The organism is Streptomyces sp. CLV115 (assembly GCF_038448545.1).
GTDB classification, from domain to species: domain Bacteria; phylum Actinomycetota; class Actinomycetes; order Streptomycetales; family Streptomycetaceae; genus Streptomyces; species Streptomyces sanglieri.
Genome location: NZ_JBCEWQ010000142.1, coordinates 1 through 22,370, shown reverse-complemented (window position 1 = coordinate 22,370; position 22,370 = coordinate 1). Strand labels below are relative to the sequence as shown.

At 71.9% G+C, this 22,370-nt stretch carries 18 protein-coding genes and 1 pseudogene; 14 read left to right on the top strand and 5 right to left on the bottom strand.

Annotation, left to right across the window (positions count from 1 at the left end; genetic code table 11):
* Nucleotides 1-436 (bottom strand): annotated as a pseudogene (locus AADR41_RS33255) (phosphatase PAP2 family protein); the annotation flags it as partial.
* 148 nt (nt 437-584) lie between these two features.
* Entirely contained in the window at nt 585-1,925 is a 1,341-nt protein-coding gene (gene gabT / locus AADR41_RS33250; protein ID WP_342285466.1) for a 4-aminobutyrate--2-oxoglutarate transaminase, read from the bottom strand.
* A 244-nt stretch (nt 1,926-2,169) separates the two neighbouring features.
* Here gabT and AADR41_RS33245 point away from each other — a divergent pair, with 244 nt between their 5' ends.
* From AADR41_RS33245 to AADR41_RS33200, 10 genes are all read left to right on the top strand, one after another.
* The gene (locus tag AADR41_RS33245) at nt 2,170-4,620 is read left to right on the top strand and encodes an ATP/GTP-binding protein (RefSeq protein WP_342285465.1); all 2,451 of its coding nucleotides are present in this window, start codon (nt 2,170-2,172) and stop codon (nt 4,618-4,620) included.
* A gap of 131 nt (nt 4,621-4,751) precedes the next feature.
* A complete protein-coding gene (locus AADR41_RS33240; protein WP_342285464.1) occupies nt 4,752-6,329 on the top strand; it encodes a PucR family transcriptional regulator in 1,578 nt (525 codons plus the stop codon).
* 273 nt (nt 6,330-6,602) lie between these two features.
* Nucleotides 6,603-8,048 (top strand): aldehyde dehydrogenase family protein, encoded by a 1,446-nt coding sequence (locus AADR41_RS33235; protein ID WP_342285463.1) that lies wholly within the window; start codon nt 6,603-6,605, stop codon nt 8,046-8,048.
* 309 nt (nt 8,049-8,357) lie between these two features.
* On the top strand, nt 8,358-10,304 hold the full coding sequence (locus AADR41_RS33230) for an acyl-CoA dehydrogenase family protein (protein ID WP_342285462.1): 1,947 nt from the start codon (nt 8,358-8,360) through the stop codon (nt 10,302-10,304).
* Between the two features lie 116 nt (nt 10,305-10,420).
* Nucleotides 10,421-11,674 (top strand): 1-deoxy-D-xylulose-5-phosphate reductoisomerase, encoded by a 1,254-nt coding sequence (dxr, locus tag AADR41_RS33225; RefSeq protein WP_342285460.1) that lies wholly within the window; start codon nt 10,421-10,423, stop codon nt 11,672-11,674.
* Nucleotides 11,671-12,981 (top strand): M50 family metallopeptidase, encoded by a 1,311-nt coding sequence (locus AADR41_RS33220; RefSeq protein ID WP_342285458.1) that lies wholly within the window; start codon nt 11,671-11,673, stop codon nt 12,979-12,981. Before dxr ends, AADR41_RS33220 begins: the two co-directional genes overlap by 4 nt.
* A gap of 180 nt (nt 12,982-13,161) precedes the next feature.
* Nucleotides 13,162-14,316, top strand: coding sequence for a flavodoxin-dependent (E)-4-hydroxy-3-methylbut-2-enyl-diphosphate synthase (gene ispG / locus AADR41_RS33215; RefSeq protein WP_342285468.1), 1,155 nt, complete (start codon nt 13,162-13,164; stop codon nt 14,314-14,316).
* Between the two features lie 168 nt (nt 14,317-14,484).
* Nucleotides 14,485-15,330: a GNAT family N-acetyltransferase gene (locus tag AADR41_RS33210; RefSeq protein WP_342285457.1), complete on the top strand. Its 846-nt coding sequence runs from the start codon at nt 14,485-14,487 to the stop codon at nt 15,328-15,330.
* Between the two features lie 65 nt (nt 15,331-15,395).
* Nucleotides 15,396-15,965 (top strand): GNAT family N-acetyltransferase, encoded by a 570-nt coding sequence (locus tag AADR41_RS33205; protein WP_342285456.1) that lies wholly within the window; start codon nt 15,396-15,398, stop codon nt 15,963-15,965.
* An 80-nt stretch (nt 15,966-16,045) separates the two neighbouring features.
* Entirely contained in the window at nt 16,046-17,740 is a 1,695-nt protein-coding gene (locus AADR41_RS33200) for a proline--tRNA ligase (RefSeq protein ID WP_342285455.1), read from the top strand.
* Between the two features lie 61 nt (nt 17,741-17,801).
* On the opposite strand, the gene AADR41_RS33195 is transcribed toward AADR41_RS33200, so the two are convergent.
* Genes AADR41_RS33195 through AADR41_RS33185 form a run of 3 tightly spaced genes read right to left on the bottom strand, consistent with a single transcriptional unit; the run spans nt 17,802 to nt 19,778 of the window.
* Nucleotides 17,802-18,707: an aminoglycoside phosphotransferase family protein gene (locus AADR41_RS33195; RefSeq protein WP_342285454.1), complete on the bottom strand. Its 906-nt coding sequence runs from the start codon at nt 18,705-18,707 to the stop codon at nt 17,802-17,804.
* Between the two features lie 28 nt (nt 18,708-18,735).
* Complete coding sequence (locus tag AADR41_RS33190) at nt 18,736-19,254, bottom strand: ferritin-like domain-containing protein (protein WP_342285453.1); 519 nt, start codon at nt 19,252-19,254, stop codon at nt 18,736-18,738.
* Entirely contained in the window at nt 19,251-19,778 is a 528-nt protein-coding gene (locus tag AADR41_RS33185; RefSeq protein ID WP_342285452.1) for a hypothetical protein, read from the bottom strand. The genes AADR41_RS33190 and AADR41_RS33185 overlap by 4 nt, the downstream gene beginning before the upstream one ends.
* Before the next feature lie 221 nt (nt 19,779-19,999).
* Here AADR41_RS33185 and rimP point away from each other — a divergent pair, with 221 nt between their 5' ends.
* The 4 genes from rimP to AADR41_RS33165 all read left to right on the top strand — a co-directional run.
* Nucleotides 20,000-20,497, top strand: a complete 498-nt coding sequence (rimP, locus tag AADR41_RS33180) for a ribosome maturation factor RimP (RefSeq protein ID WP_342285451.1) — start codon at nt 20,000-20,002, stop codon at nt 20,495-20,497.
* Between the two features lie 2 nt (nt 20,498-20,499).
* Nucleotides 20,500-21,540, top strand: a complete 1,041-nt coding sequence (gene nusA, locus AADR41_RS33175) for a transcription termination factor NusA (protein WP_342285450.1) — start codon at nt 20,500-20,502, stop codon at nt 21,538-21,540.
* A 111-nt stretch (nt 21,541-21,651) separates the two neighbouring features.
* Complete coding sequence (locus tag AADR41_RS33170; RefSeq protein WP_072489326.1) at nt 21,652-21,930, top strand: YlxR family protein; 279 nt, start codon at nt 21,652-21,654, stop codon at nt 21,928-21,930.
* A gap of 147 nt (nt 21,931-22,077) precedes the next feature.
* On the top strand, nt 22,078-22,370 hold a 293-nt coding region (locus tag AADR41_RS33165; RefSeq protein WP_342285448.1), incomplete at its 3' end, for a translation initiation factor IF-2 N-terminal domain-containing protein.

Sequence of the window (22,370 nt, the reverse complement as noted above, 5' to 3'; positions counted from 1 at the left end):
GCAATGTGCAGATCGCGCAGCCCAGCACCGGCAGCGCGATCTGCACATTGCCGAGATCGGCGAGGAATTCGGTCAGCCGGGCGGGTCCGTGGCCGACGACGGCCCGGCCGGTCCGTTCGTCCAGTCCGCGCAGCGGACCGCCGACCGCGACCTGCCGGGCCGTGAGCGCGAAGAGCACCAGGAGGGAGACGGCCGACAGGACCGGGGAGAGGAAATGAGCCGGCCGCCCGGGAACAGGGGGGGTGGTTCCGGGGCGGCCGGTCGGACCGGTCTGCCGCACGCCCCGGGGGGTCTGGGGCGGGCGGCCATCCGATCGGTGAGGAGTTCCGGAGCCAGAGGCTCCAGCGGTGTGCGCGAAGGCACGGCCAGGGCGGCGCTGGGGAAGCTCCGGCCCGGCATCGCCCGCAGTCCCCTGCGGGCGGGGTGTTTCTCTCATCTGCAGGAACCGTACGGCAGCCGATGGGGGACCGACAGCGGGAAACAGATCCCGCCATCGGCCCCGCACACGTTCTTCACAGGCCCTCACGCGGGCCCCTCGTAACCCCTGCGAGAACGCGGTTCGCGGCCGCCGGGGTTCGCACAGGTCAGATCCGGCCGAAAGCCTGCTCGATGACGTCGAGCGCCTCGTTCAGCAGGTCCTCGCCGATCACCAGCGGCGGGAGGAAGCGCAGGACGTTGCCGTACGTGCCGCAGGTGAGGACCAGCACACCCTCCGCGTGGCAGGCCTTGGCGAGGGCCGCGGCGGCCTGCGGGTCAGGGTCCTTCGTGCCGGACTTCACCAGCTCGATCGCGATCATCGCGCCGCGGCCGCGGATGTCACCGATGATGTCGCCGTTGTCGAGCTTCGACTGCATCTCGGCGAGGCGGCCCTTCATGACCTCCTCGATGCGCTTGGCCTTCCCGTTCAGGTCCAGCTCGCGCATCGTCTCGATGGCACCGAGCGCACCCGCACAGGCGACCGGGTTGCCGCCGTAGGTGCCGCCGAGGCCGCCGGAGTGGGCGGAGTCCATGATCTCGGCGCGGCCGGTCACGGCGGAGAGCGGCAGACCGCCCGCGATGCCCTTGGCGGTGGTGATCAGGTCCGGGACGATGCCCTCGTCCTCGCAGGCGAACCACTGGCCGGTACGGCAGAAGCCGGACTGGATCTCGTCGGCGACGAAGACGATGCCGTTGTCCTTGGCGAACTGGGCGATCGCCGGGAGGAAGCCCTTGGCCGGCTCGATGAAGCCGCCCTCGCCGAGCACCGGCTCGATGATGATCGCGGCGACGTTCTCCGCACCGATCTGCTTGTTGATCTGGTCGATGGCCTGGGCGGACGCCTCGGCGCCGGCGTTCTCGGCGCCGGTCGGCCAGCGGTAGCCGTACGCCACCGGCACCCGGTAGACCTCGGGCGCGAACGGGCCGAAGCCCTGCTTGTACGGCATGTTCTTGGCGGTCAGCGCCATCGTGAGGTTGGTGCGGCCGTGGTAGCCGTGGTCGAAGACGACGACCGCGGTGCGCTTGGTGTGGATGCGGGCGATCTTCACCGCGTTCTCGACGGCCTCGGCGCCCGAGTTGAACAGCGCGGACTTCTTCGCGTGGTCGCCCGGCGTCAGCTCGGCGAGCTGCTCGCAGACCTCGACGTACCCCTCGTACGGCGTGACCATGAAACAGGTGTGGGTGAAGTCGGCGAGCTGCGCGGACGCCCGGCGCACGACGGCCTCGGCGGAGGCGCCGACCGACGTCACGGCGATACCGGAGCCGAGGTCGATCAGCCGGTTGCCGTCCACGTCCTCGATGATCCCGCCACCGGCGCGGGCGGTGAACACCGGCAGGGTGGAGCCCACACCTGCGGCGACCGTCTCCAGACGGCGGGCCTGCAGCTCCACCGACTTCGGGCCGGGAATGGCAGTGACGACGCGGCGCTCCTGCGGGATTTCGGTCATGAGGGGCTCCTGGGGGGATGTTTCGGACGCTTCTGGCCCAGGCTATGGGCGAGGCCGGGGGTGCGGCATGTTCCGTTCGGGAGTGGTGGTCGCGCGCCGTTGTCCGCCACGGACATAGCGAGGGGGTGCGGCGGGCGGCGAAACCACGCGGTCCGGTGCCGGTGCCTTGCTGAACTCGCCCTGCGCGCCCACTAGATTGACCGGGGCAGACGGACGGACCCGGCCGGTCAGGGGGCAACGGTTCATGAAGAGCGACGACGCGCGCGGTGCGCGGGGCACGAGCGGTACCGAGGGGGACGGCGGCCGGCCCGATGTGCCCCGACCTCCGGTGCCGCGCCCGGCCGGGCCGCCGCCCGCCGCCCCGCCGATGCCCCTCGGCGCCCCCCGGAGCGGGCAGCCGGCCGCCCCGCCGAGGCCGGCCGGGCTCCCCGGGACCGGCCCGTCGACCGCGCAGTGGCTGAACGCCCCGCGCCCCGCCGCCGAGCCCGGCGTCTGGCGGTACGGACACGTGCCGCGCGCCGCCGAGCGGCCACCGCGTCCCTCCCTGGTCGGGCCGCTGCTCGCCCTGGTGCTCTGGCTGGTGATCTGGGCGCTGCTGGCGGACTTCCGGATCCCGTACGTGAAGGTGCCCCTGGAGGCGGTCACGCCGGGGAGCTGGTGGTTCTTCGACACCCTGCGGGCCGGGTCGGTCCCGGCCGCCGCATACAGCATCGAGACGCTGTACAACCAGCTGCTGGTGCTGATCGCGGGGCTGTGGGCGGCCCGGGTCGGACACTGGGCCGGGCTCTTCCACCACTGGGCGGGCCCCCGCCCCGAGCGCGCCCGGCTGACGCTCTCCGGCTTCGGGGCGCTGCTCGCGCTGTGGCTGGTCTGGAGCGGCAAGGTGCCGCTGCTGGACGTCGTGCTGTACCTGATCCCGCAGAGCTGGCTGCAGGGCGGCGGCAACGAGTACCTGGCGGCCGTGGTCGCCTACGGGGCGTACGCGCTGGTCGTCGCCGGGGTCGTGTGGCCGTTCGCCCGGATCGGGCGGTGGCGCACCGCCCTGCGGGAGCGCGCGGCCGGCCGGGCCGCCACGTCCCCGGGGGAGGACACCGCCCCGTCGCCCGCCGCAGCCCCCGGGACCGGGGCGGAGGCGGCGCACTGGCCGCAGTTGCGCGCCGCGGGACGCGCGGAGGCGGCGGACGTGCTCACCGCCGCCGTCCGGGCCGGGCGCCTGAACGACGTGGACTGCGTCCGCCTCACCCACGCCTGGGAGCGGGCGCGGACCCGCCACGACGGACCGGCCTCCTTCGACGAGGCGGTCCTGCGCCAGGGGGCCGACGCCTTCCTGCACCCCTCGGGCAGCCGGGACCTTCCGCTGCGGACCGCGCGGCACGATCTGCTGGCCGGCCAGGTCCGGATCGGGGACTGCGCCGACGACGAACGCAACCCGTACGCCCGCAGGGGTTCGGGCATGGCCCTGGACCCCGCCCTCCTCGGCACCTCCCTGCTGGCGGTCGGGCCGCCCGGTGCGGGCAAGACGGCCCGGCTGGTGCGCCCGGTCGTCGAGACGCTGGCCCTCCAGGCCCTGACCGGCAGTGCGGCGGTGCTCGCGGTGGGCGCCGCGGGGGCGGCCCTCGGCCCCGACGACGCGTACGACGTCGTGGTGAAGATCGGCGACCCCTCGTCCGTCCACGACTTCGACCTGTACGGGGGGTCGACCGACCCGGACGAGGCCGCGGCCACCCTCGCGGAAGGACTCACCGGGGACGTGCCCGGCCTGGACGGACGGCGTGCGGCCCTGGCCCTCGGGCAGCTGCTCGGCCCCTACCGGGCCGTCCACGGCTGCTTCCCGGCGGTGCCGGAGCTGCGGGAACTGCTCTCCGGGGACGAGTCCGCCGTCGGCGGGCTGCGACGCGCCCTGGAGGACGGCGGCCACTCGGCCATGCTCCGCGAGCTGGACGCCCGGACCCGGCAGACCGGCGGTGCGGGAGACCCCGCGGCGGTGCTGGCCGACCGCGTGGCCCTTCTCGACCGGCCCGCGTTCGCCGGGTTCTTCGCCACCGGCGAGGAGGCCCGGCCCTTCTCGCTCCGCTCCCTCGGGCAGCATCCGCTCAGGGTCCGGATCGACCTCCCGGAACGCGCCCACGCCGGGGCCTGCCGGGTGCTGACCAGGCTCGTCCTCACCCAGTTCAACGCGATCGCCGCGGCCCGCCCCGACCGGTCGGTCTTCACCTGCCTGGTGCTGGACGACGCGACGCACACCGTCACCGCCGAGACCGTCCAGGGGCTCCGGCGGCTCAGGTCGGTGAACGCCGGCGCCGTACTCGCGCTGCGCACCCTCGACGACGTTCCCGAGGGGCTGCACTCGGCCCTGCTGGGCGCGGTGGGCTGCGGCATGATCCTCTCGGGCGCCACCACCTGGGACGGGAAGCGGTTCTCGGAGGCCTGGGGCAAGGAGTGGGTCTCCGTGCGCGAGGTGGCCCAGCACGGCGTCTTCGCCGACCAGCCGTTCACCCGCGCCATGCACGCGCTGCGCAAGCTCGCCACCGGCAAGGCGGTCACCGTCGACGCGGTCACCGTGCGGCAGGTGGAACGCGAACGCTGGTCCGCCTCCGCGCTGGCCTACGAGCTGCCCGCGGGCCACGCGGTGCTCTCCGTGACGACGGTCGACGGCGCGCACGTGCCCCCGCTGCTGGTGGACCTGAACCGCTGAGCGGCGCGGGGTGGGCCGCTCACCCCGCGCCTCTGGTCGTGGTCATGTCGGACCCTGCCGCTCTGGCAGAATTGGCAGGAGTCGTTCATACGGGACGGCGAAAATCGACTCCCCGAGGTCCAGCGGTCCCCATGCCCCTCACTCTCGCCTCGCTCGTCCAGCATTCGGCGCTCAAGCTCACCGTGCGCGCGGGGGCGGACCGGCTCGACGCGCCCGTGCGCTGGGCACACGCCAGCGAGCTGACCGACCCCGTGCCGTACATGGAGGGCGGCGAGTTCCTGCTCGTCACCGCCACCAACCTCGACGCCGAGAACCCCGAGGCGATGCGGCGGTACGTGCGGCGGCTGGCCGGGGCCGGAGTCGTCGGCCTGGGCTTCGCCGTCGGCGTCAACTACGACGAACTGCCGCAGGCGCTGATCGACGCGGCCGAGGAGGCGAAGCTGCCGCTCCTCGAAGTGCCCCGCCGCACCCCGTTCATCGCCATAGCCAAGGCCGTCTCCTCGGCGATCGCCGAGGAACAGTACCGGGCCGTGACCGCCGGTTTCGAGGTGCAGCGGGAACTGACCAGGGCCGCCCTCGCGGGCGACGGACCCGGTGAACTGCTCACCCGGCTCGCCGCCCACCTCGACGGCTGGGCCGCCCTGTACGACGCGGCCGGCCAGGTCGTCGCCGCAGCCCCCGAATGGGCAGCCCGCCGCGCCGCCCGGCTCACCCCCGACGTGGAACGGCTGCGGGACCGCACCGCCCCCGCCAGCATCGTCGTCGGCGACACCGACGACCGGGTCGAGCTCCAGTCCCTGGGCACCGGCCGCCGCGGCAGGGGAGCGCTGGCGGTGGGCACCGGAGCGGCACTCGGCACCGCCGACCGGTACGCCGTGCACTCGGCCGTCGCCCTGCTGACCCTGATAACCGCCCGCTCCCGGTCCCTCCAGGGCGCCGAACAGCGGCTCGGCGCGGCGGTGCTGCGGATGCTGCTCGCCGGCCAGCCGGACCACGCCCGGGCCGTCGCCGGGGACCTGTACGGGGGACTCCTCGACGCCCCGTTCCGGCTGCTCATCGCGGAGGGGTCCGACCCGGCCGCCCCCGCGGCGCTCGGCGAGGTGATGGAGGCGGCGGCACTGCGTACCGGCGAGACCCTGCTGACCGTCCCCGAGGGCGACCGGCTCGTCGTCCTCGCCGCGGACGGCGGAGCCGCGGTCGCCGCCTGCACGGCCCACGCGGAGGCCCAGGAGGCGCGGGCGCCCGCCGAAGGGACCAAGCCGGAGGAGGACCAGGTGGTCGTGGGCCTCTCCGCACCGGCCGGCCCGATCGCCGTGTCCGCCGCGTACAAGCAGGCCGAGCAGGCCCTGTCGGTGGCGCGCCGCCGGGGCAGGGCACTGGTCGAGCACGAGGAACTCGCGGCCGGCTCGGTGCTCCCGCTGCTCGCCGACGACGCGGTACGGGCCTTCGCCGACGGAATGCTCCGCGCGCTGCACGAGCACGACGCCAAGGGCCGCGGGGACCTCGTCGCCTCGCTGCGGGCCTGGCTCGCCCACCACGGCCAGTGGGACGCCGCCGCCGCGGACCTGGGGGTGCACCGCCACACCCTCCGCTACCGGATGCGCCGGGTCGAGGAGATCCTGGGCCGCTCGCTGGACGATCCGGACGTCCGGATGGAGCTGTGGCTGGCGCTCAAGGCGACGAGCGCCCCGTCGGCGCCGGAGGTGTGACCCCTCCACCGGGGCCGTCGGAGCCGTCGGTGCCGGAGGTGTGATCCCTCCACCGAGGCCACCGGAGCCGTCGGCGTCGGAGGTGCAGCCACCCGCCGGAGCCGTCGGTTCGGCAGGCGTGACCCCTCCAGCGGAGCCGTTCGTTCCGGCCGCATCCGACAATCCGGAGCGTCCCCGGCCCGCACTGCTCCACCCCGGACAAACGCCAGGACAGCCGTGCGGCCCTACGGTGGGGGCAAGAAACCCCCACCGCTCCGAAGGGCCGGAACCTCCATGACTTCCACCCACGCCTTCTGGCTCGCCGGCCGCCAGGCCACCGGCGAGGACAGCTTCGACGTCACCAACCCCTGGGACGGCCGTCTCGTCGGCACCGTCAGCGTGCCGACCGACGCCCAGATCGAGGAGGCTGTCGCGGCCGCGCACGCCGTGCGCGAGGAGTTCGCCGCGACCCCGGCCCACGTCCGGGCCGCCGCCCTCGACCACGTCGTACGGCGTCTGGTGGAGCGCACCGAGGAGATCGCCCAGCTGATCTCCGCCGAGAACGGCAAGCCCATCAAGTGGGCCCGCGGCGAGGTCGGCCGCGCCGTCTCCGTGTTCCGGTTCGCCTCGGAGGAGGCCCGCCGCTTCAACGGCGGCGACGCCCAGCGCCTGGACACCGACGCCGGCGGCACCGGCCGGCTCGGCCTGACCCGCCGCTTCCCGCGCGGCACGGTCCTGGGCATCGCACCCTTCAACTTCCCGCTGAACCTGAGCGCCCACAAGGTGGCCCCGGCCATCGCCGTCGGTGCGCCGATCATCCTGAAGCCCGCCCCGGCCACGCCGATCTCCTCGCTGATCCTCGGTGAGCTGCTGGCCGAGACCGACCTGCCGGCCGGTTCGTGGTCCGTGCTGACGGTCCCCAACGACCGCATGCCCGCCCTGGTCCAGGACGAGCGCCTCCCGGTCATCTCCTTCACCGGCTCCGGCCCGGTCGGCTACTCGATCCTGGAGTCGGTGCCCCGCAAGCACTGCACCCTGGAGCTCGGCGGCAACGGCGCGGCGGTCGTCCTCGGCGACTACGCCTCGGACCAGGACCTGGACTGGGCCGCGACCCGGATCGCGACCTTCTCCAACTACCAGGGCGGCCAGTCCTGCATCTCGGTGCAGCGCGTCATCGCGGACGCCTCGGTCTACGACCGGCTGCTCCCGAAGATCGTCGCCGCCGTCGAGGCCCAGGTCACCGGCGACCCGTCGGACGCCGCCACCGACGTCGGCCCGCTGGTCAGCGAGGACGCCGCCAAGCGCGTCGAGTCCTGGGTCGACGAGGCCGTCCGGGCCGGCGCGCAGCTGCTCACCGGTGGCAAGCGCGACGGCGCCACCTACGCGCCGACCGTGCTCGCCGAGCTCCCGGACAACGTCACCCTCGCCAGCGAGGAGGTCTTCGGACCCGTGCTGTCCGTGCAGAAGGTGGACGGCGAGGCCGAGGCGTTCGAGGCCGTCAACTCCTCCAAGTACGGCCTGCAGGCAGGCGTGTTCACGCACGACCTGCAGACCGCCTTCCGCGCCCACCGGGCCCTTGAGGTCGGCGGCGTGATCATCGGCGACGTCCCCTCCTACCGCGCGGACCAGATGCCGTACGGCGGCGCCAAGCAGTCCGGCGTGGGCCGCGAGGGCGTCCGCTACGCGATGGACGACTACACCTACGAGCGCGTGCTGGTCCTCACCGGCCTCGCCCTGTAGTCCGCGAACAGGATCGAGACCGGTCCACCGACGTCGCCTGTGTTCCGCCTGGACAGCACGACAACAGGCGACAGCGAGATGGCCTGAGCCCACTGTGCGGGGGTTCAGGCCATCTCCGTCTCCCCGCCGCCTCCGCCACCTCAGGCGGGTCGGTGGAGTGGCCCCCGACCCGACCGGCGCCCCGGGGATGGCGGGCATGTCGGGAATCGGGTACATACGGACGAGTAGAGCCGGTCGGTACCCGTGGGTGCTTCCCCCGCGCGGACCGGCCGCGTCCACCCACTCACACCGCGGCGAGGTGAGCTCCTCATGTCCGCACCATCCGCACCGAAGAACACGCCCCGGGTCACCGAGCGCGAAGCACGCCAAGTGGCCGAGGCCGCACGCGAACAGGACTGGCACAAGCCCAGCTTCGCCAAGGAACTCTTCCTCGGGCGCTTCCGGCTGGACCTGATCCACCCGCATCCGCTGCCACCCCCGGACGACGTCCGGCGGGGCGAGGCCTTCCTCTCCCGGCTGCGCGAGTTCTGCGGGACGAGGATCGACGGCGCCCTGATCGAGCGCGAGGCGAGAATCCCCGACGAGGTGATCAGCGGCCTCAAGGAACTCGGCGCGCTCGGGATGAAGATCGACCCCAAGTACGGCGGCCTCGGCCTCACCCAGGTCTACTACAACAAGGCCCTCGCCCTGGTCGGCTCCGTGAGCCCGGCCCTCGGCGCACTGCTCTCCGCCCACCAGTCCATCGGTGTGCCGCAGCCGTTGAAGATCTTCGGCAGCCAGGAGCAGAAGGACACCTTCCTGCCCCGGCTGGCCCGTACCGACATCTCGGCGTTCCTCCTCACCGAGCCGGACGTCGGCTCCGACCCGGCCCGGCTCGCCACCTCGGCCGTCCCGGACGGGCCCGACTACGTCCTGGACGGGGTGAAGCTCTGGACCACCAACGGCGTCGTCGCCGACCTGCTCGTCGTGATGGCCCGGGTGCCCGAGTCGGAAGGCCACAAGGGCGGCATCACCGCCTTCGTCGTCGAGGCGGACTCCCCGGGCATCACCGTCGAGAACCGCAACGCCTTCATGGGCCTGCGCGGCCTGGAGAACGGCGTCACCCGCTTCCACCGGGTCCGGGTGCCCGCCGCGAACCGCATCGGCCCCGAGGGCGCCGGGCTCAAGATCGCCCTCACCACGCTCAACACCGGACGGCTCTCGCTGCCCGCCATGTGCGTCGGCGCCGGGAAGTGGTGCCTGAAGATCGCCCGCGAATGGTCCGAGGTCCGCGAACAGTGGGGCAGACCGGTCGCCCGGCACGAGGCCGTCGGCGCCAAGATCTCCTTCATCGCCGCGACCACCTTCGCCCTCGAAGCGGTGGTCGACCTCGCCTCCCAGATGGCCGACGAGAACCGCAACGACATCCGCATCGAGGCCGCCCTCGCCAAGCTGTACGGCTCCGAGATGGGCTGCCTGATGGCCGACGAACTCGTCCAGATCCGGGGCGGACGCGGCTTCGAGACCGCCGACTCCCTCGCCGCACGCGGCGAGCGGGCCGTGCCCGCCGAACAACTCCTGCGCGACCTGCGGATCAACCGGATCTTCGAGGGCTCCACCGAGATCATGCATCTGCTGATCGCCCGGGAGGCCGTAGACGCCCATCTGAAGGTCGCCGGGGACATCATCGACCCCGGCAAACCCCTCTCGGCCAAGGCGAAGGCAGGCGCGAACGCGGCCGGCTTCTACGCCCGCTGGCTGCCCCGGCTCGTCACCGGACCGGGACAACTGCCCGGTACGTACGGGGAGTTCAACCACCCCGGCCACCCCGACCTGTCCGCCCACCTGCGCTACGTGGAACGCGCCTCGCGCAGACTGGCCCGCTCCACCTTCTACGCCATGTCGCGCTGGCAGGGCCGGATGGAGACCAAACAGGGCTTCCTCGGCCGGATCGTGGACATCGGCGCCGAACTCTTCGCGATGAGCGCCACCTGTGTCCGCGCCGAACTGCTGCGCTCCACGGACGACCACGGACGCGAGGCCTACCGGCTCGCCGACGTGTTCTGCCACCAGTCCCGGGTCCGCGTCGAGGAGCTCTTCACCCGCCTGTGGTCCAACACCGACGAGCTGGACCGGCGCCTGGTCGACGGCGTCCTGTCCGGCGCGTACACCTGGCTGGAAGAAGGCGTCATCGACCCGAGCGGCGACGGCCCCTGGATCGCCGATGCCACCCCGGGGCCGTCCACCAGGGAAAACGTCCACCGGACCGTCCGCTGACCCACGGCACGTCGGGCGGGGCCGTCCCCCGCCCGACGTGCCCCGTCCGCCCGGACGGCCCGGTGCCGCGGGACGCACTGTCCACACGCACAGACGAAGCGGCAACAATGGGGGGCATGAGCGACAGTCCTGCCCCCCTCGCCGACCCGCACCTCGTCTTCGACGCCACGGAAGGCCGCCGGGATCTCGTCATCCTCGGCTCGACCGGATCCATCGGCACCCAGGCCATCGACCTGGTGCTGCGCAACCCCGACCTCTTCCGGGTCACCGCGCTCTCCGCCGCGGGCGGACGGGTCGCCCTCCTCGCCGAGCAGGCGCGCCGGCTGCGGGTGCGCACCGTCGCCGTCGCCGCGTCGGACGCCGTACCGGCCCTGCGCGAGGCGCTGCGGGAGCAGTACGGGACGGGCGAGCCGCTCCCCGAGATCCTGGCAGGGCCCGACGCGGCCGCGCAGCTGGCGGCGGGCGACTGCCACACCGTGCTCAACGGAATCACCGGCTCGATCGGACTCGCCCCCACCCTCGCCGCGCTCGAAGCGGGCCGCACGCTCGCCCTGGCCAACAAGGAGTCGCTGATCGTCGGCGGCCCGCTCGTCAAGGCGCTGGCGAAGCCCGGCCAGATCATCCCGGTCGACTCCGAGCACGCCGCACTCTTCCAGGCGCTCGGCGCCGGCACCCGCGCCGACGTACGCAAGCTCGTCGTCACCGCCTCCGGCGGCCCCTTCCGGGGACGGACCAGGAGCGAACTGGCGGACGTCACCCGCGAGCAGGCCCTCGCCCACCCGACCTGGGCCATGGGGCCGGTCATCACGGTCAACTCAGCCACCCTGGTCAACAAGGGCCTTGAGGTCATCGAGGCGCATCTGCTCTACGACATCCCGTTCGACCGGATCGAGGTCGTGGTCCACCCCCAGTCGTACGTCCACTCCATGGTGGAGTTCACCGACGGCTCCACCCTCGCCCAGGCCACGCCCCCGGACATGTGCGGACCGATCGCCATCGGCCTCGGCTGGCCCCGGCGCGTCCCGGACGCCGCGCCCGCCTTCGACTGGGCGAAGGCGTCCAGCTGGGAGTTCTTCCCGCTCGACGACGAGGCCTTCCCGTCCGTGGGTCTGGCCAGGCACGTCGGTACCCTCGGCGCCACCGCACCGGCCGTCTTCAACGCCGCCAACGAGGAATGCGTCGACGCATTCCTCGCAGGACGGCTGCCGTTCAACGGAATCATGGATACGGTCACGGCGGTGGTGGCCGAACACGGCACCCCCGCCACGGGAACTTCGCTCACGGTCGCAGACGTCCTGGAAGCGGAGACCTGGGCACGAGCCCGGGCCCGTGAACTCTCGGCGAAAGCGACAGCGGAGGCGCGCGCATGAGTATTACGACGGTCCTGCTGACGATTCTGGGCATCGTCGTCTTCGTCATCGGTCTGCTGTTCTCGATCGCCTGGCACGAGCTGGGGCACCTGTCGACCGCGAAGCTCTTCGGCATCCGCGTCCCCCAGTACATGGTCGGCTTCGGGCCGACGGTCTGGTCCCGGAAGAAGGGCGACACCGAGTACGGGATCAAGGCCATCCCGGCCGGCGGCTACATCCGCATGATCGGCATGTTCCCGCCCGGGCCGGACGGACGCCTGGAGGCGCGGTCCACCTCGCCCTGGCGCGGCATGATCGAGGACGCCAGGTCAGCCGCCTTCGAGGAGCTCGAACCGGGCGACGAGAAGCGCCTGTTCTACACGCGCAAGCCGTGGAAGCGCGTCATCGTGATGTTCGCCGGACCGTTCATGAACCTGGTCCTCGCCGTCGCGATCTTCCTGGGCGTGGCGATGACCTTCGGCTTCCAGACCCAGACCACCGAGGTGGCCGGTGTCCAGAAATGCGTGATCGAGCAGAGCGAGAACCGCGACAAGTGCGAGAAGTCCGACCCGGTCTCGCCCGCACTGGCGGCGGGGCTCAAGAAGGGCGACACGATCGTCGCCTTCGACGGACAGAAGGTCGACGACTGGGCCACGCTCTCCGACCGGATCCGCGACACCATCGGCCCCGCCACCATCACGGTCCGGCGCGACGGCCAGGAGAAGACCCTCCACGCCGTTCTCAAGAAGAACCTGGTGGCGAAGAAGGACTCCAAGGGCGAAGTGGTCCCCGGCGACTTCGTGCAGGCCGGCTACCTCGGCTTCGCCGCCCAGACCGAGATCGTCCCGCTCTCCTTCGGTGACTCGGTGCTCCGCATGGGAGACATGATCGAGAACGGTGTCGACTCGATCATCGCCCTCCCGTCCAAGATCCCGGGCCTGTGGGACGCGGCCTTCGGCGACGGCGAACGGGCGGCGGACTCCCCGGTCGGCGTGGTCGGCGCGGCCAGGATCGGCGGCGAGGTGATGACGCTGGACGTACCGGCGCAGAACCAGATCGCGATGATGCTGTTCCTGCTGGCCGGCTTCAACCTGTCGCTGTTCCTCTTCAACATGCTCCCGCTGCTGCCGCTCGACGGCGGGCACATCGCCGGAGCGCTCTGGGAGGCCCTGCGCCGCAATCTGGCCCGGGTCTTCCGGCGCCCCGACCCGGGCCCCTTCGACGTGGCCAGGCTGATGCCGGTCGCCTATGTCGTCGCCGGAGTCTTCATCTGCTTCACACTGCTGGTGCTCGTCGCCGACATCGTGAATCCGGTCAAGATCTCCTGAACCACCGAGCACCATGTGCACCACGAGTGACGGCCCGGCACACAGTATGTGTCCGGGCCGTCGCATTTGTGTGCCACTCCCGTACGCGGTGTGCTCCGCGCCGCCTCCGGTGCCGTAACCTCGAAGGCCGGAGCCCGCCGATCTCGGGACCTTGATCCACACCTTGGGGATGCTCAGCGCATGACTGCGATTTCTCTCGGAATTCCGTCCGTTCCGACCAAGCTCGCCGACCGTAGGGTCAGCCGCAAGATCCAGGTCGGGTCGGTTGCGGTGGGCGGGGACGCGCCGGTGTCGGTGCAGTCGATGACCACGACGCGTACGTCGGACATCGGTGCGACGTTGCAGCAGATCGCGGAGCTGACGGCGTCGGGCTGTCAGATCGTGCGGGTGGCGTGTCCGACGCAGGACGATGCCGATGCGTTGGCGACGATCGCGAGGAAGTCGCAGATCCCGGTGATCGCGGATATTCATTTCCAGCCGAAGTATGTGTTCGCGGCGATCGACGCGGGCTGTGCGGCGGTGCGGGTGAATCCGGGGAACATCAAGCAGTTCGACGACAAGGTCAAGGAGATCGCGCGGGCGGCGGGGGATGCGGGGACGCCGATCCGGATCGGTGTGAACGCGGGTTCGCTGGACGCGCGGTTGCTGGCGAAGTACGGGAAGGCGACGCCGGAGGCGTTGGTGGAGTCGGCGTTGTGGGAGGCGTCGCTCTTCGAGGAGCACGGTTTCCGGGACATCAAGATCTCGGTGAAGCACAACGATCCGGTGGTGATGGTGAATGCGTACCGTCAGCTGGCGGCTCGTTGTGACTATCCGCTGCATCTGGGTGTGACGGAGGCGGGTCCGGCGTTCCAGGGGACGATCAAGTCGGCGGTGGCGTTCGGCGCGCTGTTGTCGGAGGGGATCGGGGACACGATCCGGGTGTCGTTGTCGGCGCCGCCGGCCGAGGAGGTCAAGGTCGGCATCCAGATCCTGGAGTCGCTGAATCTCAAGCAACGGCGGCTGGAGATCGTGTCGTGTCCGTCGTGCGGTCGGGCGCAGGTGGATGTGTACAAGCTCGCGGACCAGGTCAGTGCCGGTCTGGAGGGCATGGAGGTGCCGTTGCGGGTGGCCGTGATGGGCTGTGTCGTCAACGGTCCGGGTGAGGCCCGTGAGGCCGATCTGGGTGTGGCGTCCGGCAACGGCAAGGGACAGATCTTCGTGAAGGGCGAGGTCATCAAGACGGTGCCCGAGTCGAAGATCGTCGAGACGCTGATCGAGGAAGCCCTCAAGATCGCCGAGCAGATGGAGAAGGACGGCATCGCCTCCGGCGAGCCCGAGGTCTCCGTCAGCTGAACCGATGACCCGCACCACAGCGCCCCGCCGGACGAACGCCGTCCGGCGGGGCGCTGCCGTGAGCGACCTCACGGCCCGTCGCAGCCCCTGTTCACAGGCACGGGCGGCACGGACGATCGGCTTCGGTTACAGTGCGGAAATCAGCAGACCGCATGGTGAGGCCCCCTCGTGTTGACGCAGACCACCACCCGGGTCCTCGAACCCAGCGACCTCGGAGCCGCTCTCGCCATCCTGGAGAGCGAGCCCGTCGCCAACGCCTTCGTGACGGCCCGGGTCCAGATCGCAGGCCTCGACCCCTGGCGCCTCGGCGGCGAGATGTGGGGCTGGTACACAGACGGACGGCTCCGCTCGCTCTGCTACTCGGGCGCCAACCTCGTCCCCATCTGCGCCACCCCCGAGGCCGTCCGGGCCTTCGCCGACCGCGCCCGCCGGGCCGGCCGCCGCTGCTCCTCGATCGTCGGCCCCGCCGAACCCACCGCCCAGCTGTGGCGGCTGCTCGAACCCGGCTGGGGACCGGCCCGCGAGGTCCGGGCCCATCAGCCGCTGATGGTCACCGAGAGCCTGTCCGCCGAAGTGGCCCCCGACCCCCTGGTCCGCCGGATCCGCAAGGACGAGATGGACGTCCTGATGCCGGCCTGCGTGGCGATGTTCACCGAGGAGGTCGGCATCTCCCCGCTCGCGGGCGACGGCGGACTCCTCTACCAGGCACGCGTCGCCGAACTCATCGGGGCCGGCCGCTCGTTCGCCCGGATCGACGACGGCAAGGTCGTCTTCAAGGCGGAGATCGGCGCCGCGACCCCGCAGGCCTGCCAGATCCAGGGCGTCTGGGTCGCCCCCGAACACCGCGGCCGCGGACTCTCCGAAACCGGCATGGCGGCGGTCCTGCGCTACGCGCTCGCCGACGTCGCCCCCGTCGTCAGTCTCTACGTGAACGACTACAACACCCCCGCGCGCCGCTCCTACGCCCGGGTCGGCTTCAAGGAGACCGGCGCGTTCATGAGCGTGCTGTTCTGACCGGCCGGTGGCCGACGGCCACCCACCCGTACCCCGTTGCCCACCGGGGCCAGTAGGGTCGGCGCATGGCAGCAGTTTCCGGGGGCGGCCCCCGCACTCCCAGCGTCCGGATCGGGCCGGTCGACCTCGCCGCGCGCGTGGACGAGGCGCTCGCCGTACAGGCCGTCGCCTTCGGCCTGGGGCCCGAGGAGGTCGAGGTACGGCGCCACATCGTCCTCAGACACCTCGACCACCCGCACGCCCGCGCCCTCGGCGCCACCACCGCCGGCGAGCGGCTCGTCGGCTTCGTCTACGGCATGCCCAACGAACGCGGCCAGTGGTGGTCCACCGTCGTCGAGCCCTACCTCCGCGCCACCGGCAGCGTGGACTGGCTCGACGACTCGTTCGTCATCACCGAACTGCACGTCCTGCCGGAGTTCCAGAACCGGGGCATCGGCCGCACACTGATCACCACCATCACCGACGCCGTCGACCAGGCCCGGTCCATCCTCTCGGCCATCGACACCGAGAGCCCGGCACGTGGCCTGTATCGCAGTCTCGGCTACCAGGACCTGGCCCGGCAGGTGCTCTTCCCCAGCGCTCCCAAGCCCTATGCGGTGATGGGCGCCCCGCTTCCCCTGCGTCGCAAGGGCTAGCACCGCGGGCAATGGATTTCCGCCCACCCGCACCGCCCGGCTAACCTCCTGCACATCACCCTTCCGAGCAGGAGTTCATCATGGCCCAGGTCCAGCGCATGTCCCGATTGATGATCAAGACACTGCGCGACGACCCGGCCGACGCCGAGACGCTCAACCACAAGCTGCTCGTCCGGGCCGGATACGTACGTCGCACCGCGGCCGGAATCTGGACCTGGCTGCCGCTCGGCAAGAAGGTCCTGGAGAACATCACCCGCGTCGTGCGCGAGGAGATGGACGCCATCGGCGGCCAGGAGGTGCTGCTGCCCGCGCTGCTGCCCAAGGAGGCGTACGAGGCGAGCGGCCGCTACGACGAGTACGGCGACCTGCTGTTCCGGCTCAAGGACCGCAAGGGCGCCGACTACCTCCTCGGCCCCACCCACGAGGAGATCTTCACCCAGGTCGTCAAGGACATGTGCTCGTCCTACAAGGACCTGCCCGTGATCCTGTACCAGATCCAGACCAAGTACCGCGACGAGGCCCGCCCCCGCGCCGGTGTGCTGCGCGGCCGCGAGTTCCAGATGAAGGACTCGTACTCCTTCGACACCACCGACGAGGGTCTCGCCGAGGCGTACCAGCTGCACCGCGCCGCCTACATCCGGATCTTCGAGCGCCTCGGCCTCGACCACCGGATCGTCTCCGCCGTCTCCGGCGCCATGGGCGGCTCCGCCTCCGAGGAGTTCCTGGCGCCCGCGCCCGCCGGCGAGGACACCTTCGTCGACTGCCCGAACTGCGACTACGCCGCCAACACCGAGGCCGTCACCTTCAAGGCGGTCGCCGCGGACGGCTCCGCGCACGGCCCCGTCGAGGAGCTGGACACCCCCGACACCCCGACCATCGAGACCCTCGCCGCTCACCTGGGCGTCGAGGCCTCGGCGACCCTGAAGAACCTGCTGGTCAAGGTCGACGGCGAGATCGTGGCCGTGGGCGTGCCCGGCGACCGCGAGGTCGACCTCGGCAAGCTCGGCGAGCACCTCGCGCCCGCCGTCGTCGAACTGGTCACCGCCGAGGACTTCGAGGGCCGCGAGGACCTGGTACGCGGCTACGTCGGCCCGCAGGGGCTGGAGAGGGTCCGCTACATCGCCGACCCGCGCATCGCCGCCGGCACCGCCTGGATCACGGGTGCCAACAAGGAGGGCAAGCACGCGAGGAACGTCGTCGCGGGCCGTGACTTCGAGGTCGACGAGCACCTCGACGTCGTCGTCGTCGAGGCGGGCGACCCCTGCCCCAACTGCGGCAGCGGCCTCAGGGTGGACCGCGCCATCGAGATCGGCCACATCTTCCAGCTCGGCCGCAAGTACGCCGACATCTTCTCGCTCGACGTCCTCGGCCAGCAGGGCAAGCCCGTCCGCGTCACCATGGGCTCGTACGGCATCGGCGTCTCCCGCGCCGTCGCCGCCCTCGCCGAGCAGACCGCCGACGACAAGGGCCTGTGCTGGCCCCGCGAGATCGCCCCGGCCGATGTGCACGTCGTCGCGGCGGGCAAGGCGCTCCAGACCGAGCTGGCCCTGGACGTCTCCGAGAAGCTGAACGCCGCGGGCCTGCGCGTCCTGGTCGACGACCGTCCGGGCGTCTCGCCCGGCGTCAAGTTCACCGACTCCGAGCTCATCGGCGTGCCGAAGATCCTGGTCGCCGGCCGCCGCTCGGCCGAGGGCGTCCTGGAGCTGAAGGACCGCCGCACCGGCGAGCGCGAGGAGCTCACCGTCGACGAGGCGATCGCCCGCCTCACCGCCTGACACCCCGGAAGGCCGCAGACCCCCGGCGCATCGCGCGGGGGGCCTGCGGCCTTCCGTCGTCTCACAGCCAGCTCGCGAACTCCAGCGTCAGCTCGCCCTCCTGGCGGCGGCCGACCGCCAGCGCCCGGGTTCCCGACTCCACCGCACGGAACAGCGTCCAGCCGTGCAGCCGCTCCCGGTCCACGTCCAGCGAATCGGCCAGCTTCCTGATCCGGCGGCGGGCCGTCACCGCGCCGCCGGGCGAGGCGATCAGATCCTCGACGCGGTCGCGCACCAGCCGCGCCAGATCGTAGGCACGCTCACCGACCAGCGGCTCCGGGCCGACTGTCAGCCACGGCACCCGCTCCCCGGCCAGCACCTTGCTCTGCCGGAAGTTGCCGTGCAGCAGCAGGAGTTCGGGGGAGTGGGCGATCAGCTCCTCGCGAGCCGCGAGCGCCGCCGCGACCAGCGGCTCCAGACCCGGTTCGGCCGCAGCGCCGGCCCGCATCGGTGCGACACGGCGCCCGGTCCGTTCGGCGACCGTCTCGAAACCGTGCCCGGCCGGCGGCTCGACCCACAGCCGGCGCACCGTGCCCGCCGCCTCCAGCAGCGCCTTCGCCTCCGGCAGCGAGCGCAGCGACACCTCGGGGTGCAGCCGCTCCAGCAGCAGTGCGCCGGGTGCGGCGGCGACGAGCTGCACCGCGCCCCAGCCGTTCCAGTGGGCCAGCGCCGCCCGCTCCAGCTCGGGCTCGGCCCCGGGCGGCGCGATCTTCAGCGCGGCCGGGGTGCCGTCGGCGCAGGTCACCAGCAGAACCAGACTGCTGCGGCCGCCCGGGGCGGCCACCCGCTCCACGGTCGTGTCCTGCCCGGTGGCGGACAGCGCTTCCTCGGTCAGTGCGGGAAGCCGCGCGAGCCAGCCGGCGGCGCCTTCGTCCCCGTACGACTCGCCCAGCGCCCGCACCAGACGCTGCGGCGGTTCGAAACCCATACGTGCCTTGTTCCCTTTCAGAGCTCTTTCAGTGCGTCCCACCGGACCCGTTCGTCCCACCGGACCCGCTCTTCGCGGCGGCCCCGGCGTTCGCGCCGGTCCCGCTCTTCGCGCCGGTGCCTTCGGAGGCCCGCTCCGCGAGCCCGGGAAAGGCTACGCCGCCGCCCCGCCAGCGGACCGCGCGCACCGCGGCCTCCCGCAGCGCGTCGGCGGCCTCCCGCCTGAGCGGTCCCTCGGCGGCCCGGACGAGATCGGAGTACACACCCGCGACCCGGTCCTCCAGCACGGCCGCCAGCCGCACCGCCGCGGCCGGGTCCGGCACGGCGAACGGCAGAGCGTACGCCGCCTGCGCCGCCACCGGCTCACCGCCCAGCCCGTGAACGGTCCGCGCCAGCGCGTCGCGCCGGGCCCGGTGCGCGTGGTAGGCCGCTGTCGCCTCGGCCCGGCGGCCCTCGGCGACCCGGCCGCCGACCACCCCGTACCCGTACACCGCCGCGTGTTCGGCGGCCAGGGCCGCCTGCGCGGCCTTCCGTGTCCCGGTGCTCATGACTGGGTCTCCTTGGCCAGTTCGGTCAGCAGATAGGCGTGGGCCGCGCCCGCCGCCGCGATCGACGCCAGCAGCCGGGCCAGCTCCGGCGGGGCCTCCATCAGGGCCGCCAGACGCTCGTCCGCGGCGCGGCGTTCCGCCGCGGCCAGCTCCTTGACGGCGGCCCCGGCGTCGGTCGCGCGCGACCGCGTGAAGGCGAGCGCCTGCGCGCCGCCGGGGGCCAGCGCCTTCGCGTGGGCGCGCACGGCGTCCCGCAGCGGCGCGAGCCCCGCGGCGGTCGCCGGATGGGCCCCGACCACGTGCTCGTACCTGCCGAGCAGTTCCAGACTGGTCCGGGCGGCCGCCGCCCGGATCTTCTTCTCGGCCCGTGCCGCGGAGGCCTGCTCGGCCGCGGTCGCCGCCCCGGACCGGCCGGAGTCCTTCCCGCTTCCGGGCCCGTCACCGCAGCCGGCCAGCATCGCCCCCAGGGCGATTGCTCCCGTCGCGCCGAACACGCCTCTGCGCGTCGTCCCCGTGCGCCGCACCTGTTCTCCTTCGGGCCCAGCGTCTTTCGTTCGGATCAGGCCGGATCCGAACGAAAGACGCTGGCCCTGACTTGACTGGATCTGTCCTGAAGTGATCACCGCAGGCGAGCGTACCCGCGGCCGCGGGGCCGGCGGACGGCAACACCCCCCGGGACCGGATACCCTTTGACCTGACACGCGACGATCCCCACAACAGCACACGCGGCCGAGGAGTCACCCGGATGAGCACCACCCAGAGCGAGAGGCTGCGCGGGCTGCTCGAACCGCTCGTCAGCGCCGAACAGCTTGATCTCGAAGAGATCGAGGTGTCCCGGGCCGGCCGCCGCCGCGTGCTGCGGATCGTCGTGGACTCCGAAGAGGGCGTCGAACTGGACGCCTGCGCCGAGCTGAGCCGCGCGATCTCCGAGAAGCTCGACGAGACCGACGCGATGGGCGAGGACGAGTACGTCCTCGAAGTCAGCTCCCCCGGTGCCGACCGTCCGCTGACGGAGCACCGCCACTACGTACGTGCCACGGGCCGCCTGGCCAAGCTGCATCTGCGCGAGGGCGGCGAACTGGTGGCCCGCATCCTCGCCGTGGACGAAGACGGCCTCGACCTCGAAGTTCCGGGCGTCAAGGGCCGCAGGCCCACGTCCCGCCGGGTCGCCTTCGACGAGATCGCCAAGGCGCGCGTGGAGATCGAATTCAGCCGCAAGGACAAGAAGGAAGAGGAGGCGTAGCCGTGGACATCGATGTGAAGCTCTTGAAGGGCTTGGCACAGGACAAGGAGATCCCCTTCGACGTGCTCGTCGAGGCGATCGAGTCGGCCCTCCTCATCGCCTACCACCGTACGGACGGCAGCTACCGCCGCGCGCGCGTGAAGCTCGACGAGCGCGGCCACGTGACGGTGTGGGCGAAGGAGGACCCGGCCGACCTGGAAGAGGGCCAGGAGCCCAAGGAGTTCGACGACACCCCGTCCGGGTTCGGCCGGATCGCCGCGACCACCGCCAAGCAGGTCATCCTGCAGCGGCTGCGCGACGCCGAGGACGACAGGACCTTCGGTGAGTACGCGGGCCACGAGGGCGATGTCGTCACCGGCGTCGTCCAGCAGGGCAAGGACCCGAAGAACGTCCTGGTCGACATCGGCAAGCTGGAAGCGATCCTGCCGGTGCAGGAGCAGGTGCCCGGCGAGGAGTACACCCACGGCCTGCGGCTGCGTACGTATGTCGTGCGGGTCGCCAAGGGCGTCCGGGGCCCGTCCGTGACGTTGTCGCGGACCCACCCCAACCTGGTGAAGAAGCTCTTCGCGCTGGAGGTGCCGGAGATCGCCGACGGTTCCGTCGAGATCTGCGCCATCGCCCGCGAGGCCGGTCACCGCACCAAGATCGCGGTCCGTTCGACCCGCTCCGGGCTGAACGCCAAGGGTGCCTGCATCGGCCCGATGGGCGGCCGGGTGCGCAATGTCATGGCCGAGCTGCACGGCGAGAAGATCGACATCGTGGACTGGTCGGACGACCCGGCCGAGATGGTGGCCAACGCGCTGTCGCCCGCACGGGTGAGCGAGGTCGAGGTCGTCGACCTCGGCGCCCGGTCCGCCCGGGTCACCGTGCCGGACTACCAGCTGTCGCTGGCGATCGGCAAGGAGGGGCAGAATGCCCGCCTCGCCGCCCGTCTCACCGGCTGGCGCATCGACATCCGCCCGGACACCGAGACCGACGCCGAGCGCGACGTCGCCGACCGGGAGCGGGCCGAACGTGCCCGCGAGCGGTCCGAGCGGCGCTGAACCGGCACCGTCGGGAATATTTCTCAGTGGCAATGCCGCTGAGATCACGACAACATCCGTTCGATTTTTGCCCCAAAGGGGTGAGGTCGGTGCGGGGAGGTAGACTTAGCCGTGTCTGGCCGGACGCACGCCCGTGCTTGCCCTGAGCGAACCTGTGTGGGATGCCGGGAGCGGGCGGCCAAGAGCGAGCTGCTGCGCATCGTCGCGGACGGGGACGCCTGCGTCCCCGATCCTCGCGGTACGCTGCCCGGCCGGGGTGCATATGTACACCCCGCCTCCGTCTGTCTGGACCTGGCGGTTCGCCGCCGGGCCTTCCCCCGGGCCTTCAAGGCCAAGGGGCCGTTCGACCCCGCCGCAGTGCAGCGGTTCGTCGAGCGGGTGACACCGTAAGAAATGAACGGCACGGGACCCCGTGCGGTCAGGTACCTCGCGAGTTGGAAGTAGGTCGAGATTGCGATGAGCACTCGATGAGTACGCGATGAGTACGCCCATGAAGTAGCGACGGTCCGGCGGTAACCCGGACCTAAAAGGAGCGAAGTGGCTAAGGTCCGGGTATACGAACTCGCCAAGGAGTTCGGCGTCGAGAGCAAGGTCGTCATGGCCAAGCTCCAAGAACTCGGTGAATTCGTCCGTTCGGCGTCCTCGACGATCGAGGCGCCGGTTGTACGCAAGTTGACTGACGCACTGCAGGGGCCCGGCGGCAACGCCGGCAAGTCCGCTGCAAAGCCTGGCGCGCCCCGCAAGGCGACGCCCGCAAAGCCCGCAGCGCCCTCCCCGGCCGCTGCGGCACGTCCCGCTGCCCCGAAGCCCGGCGCCCCGGCCCCCAAGCC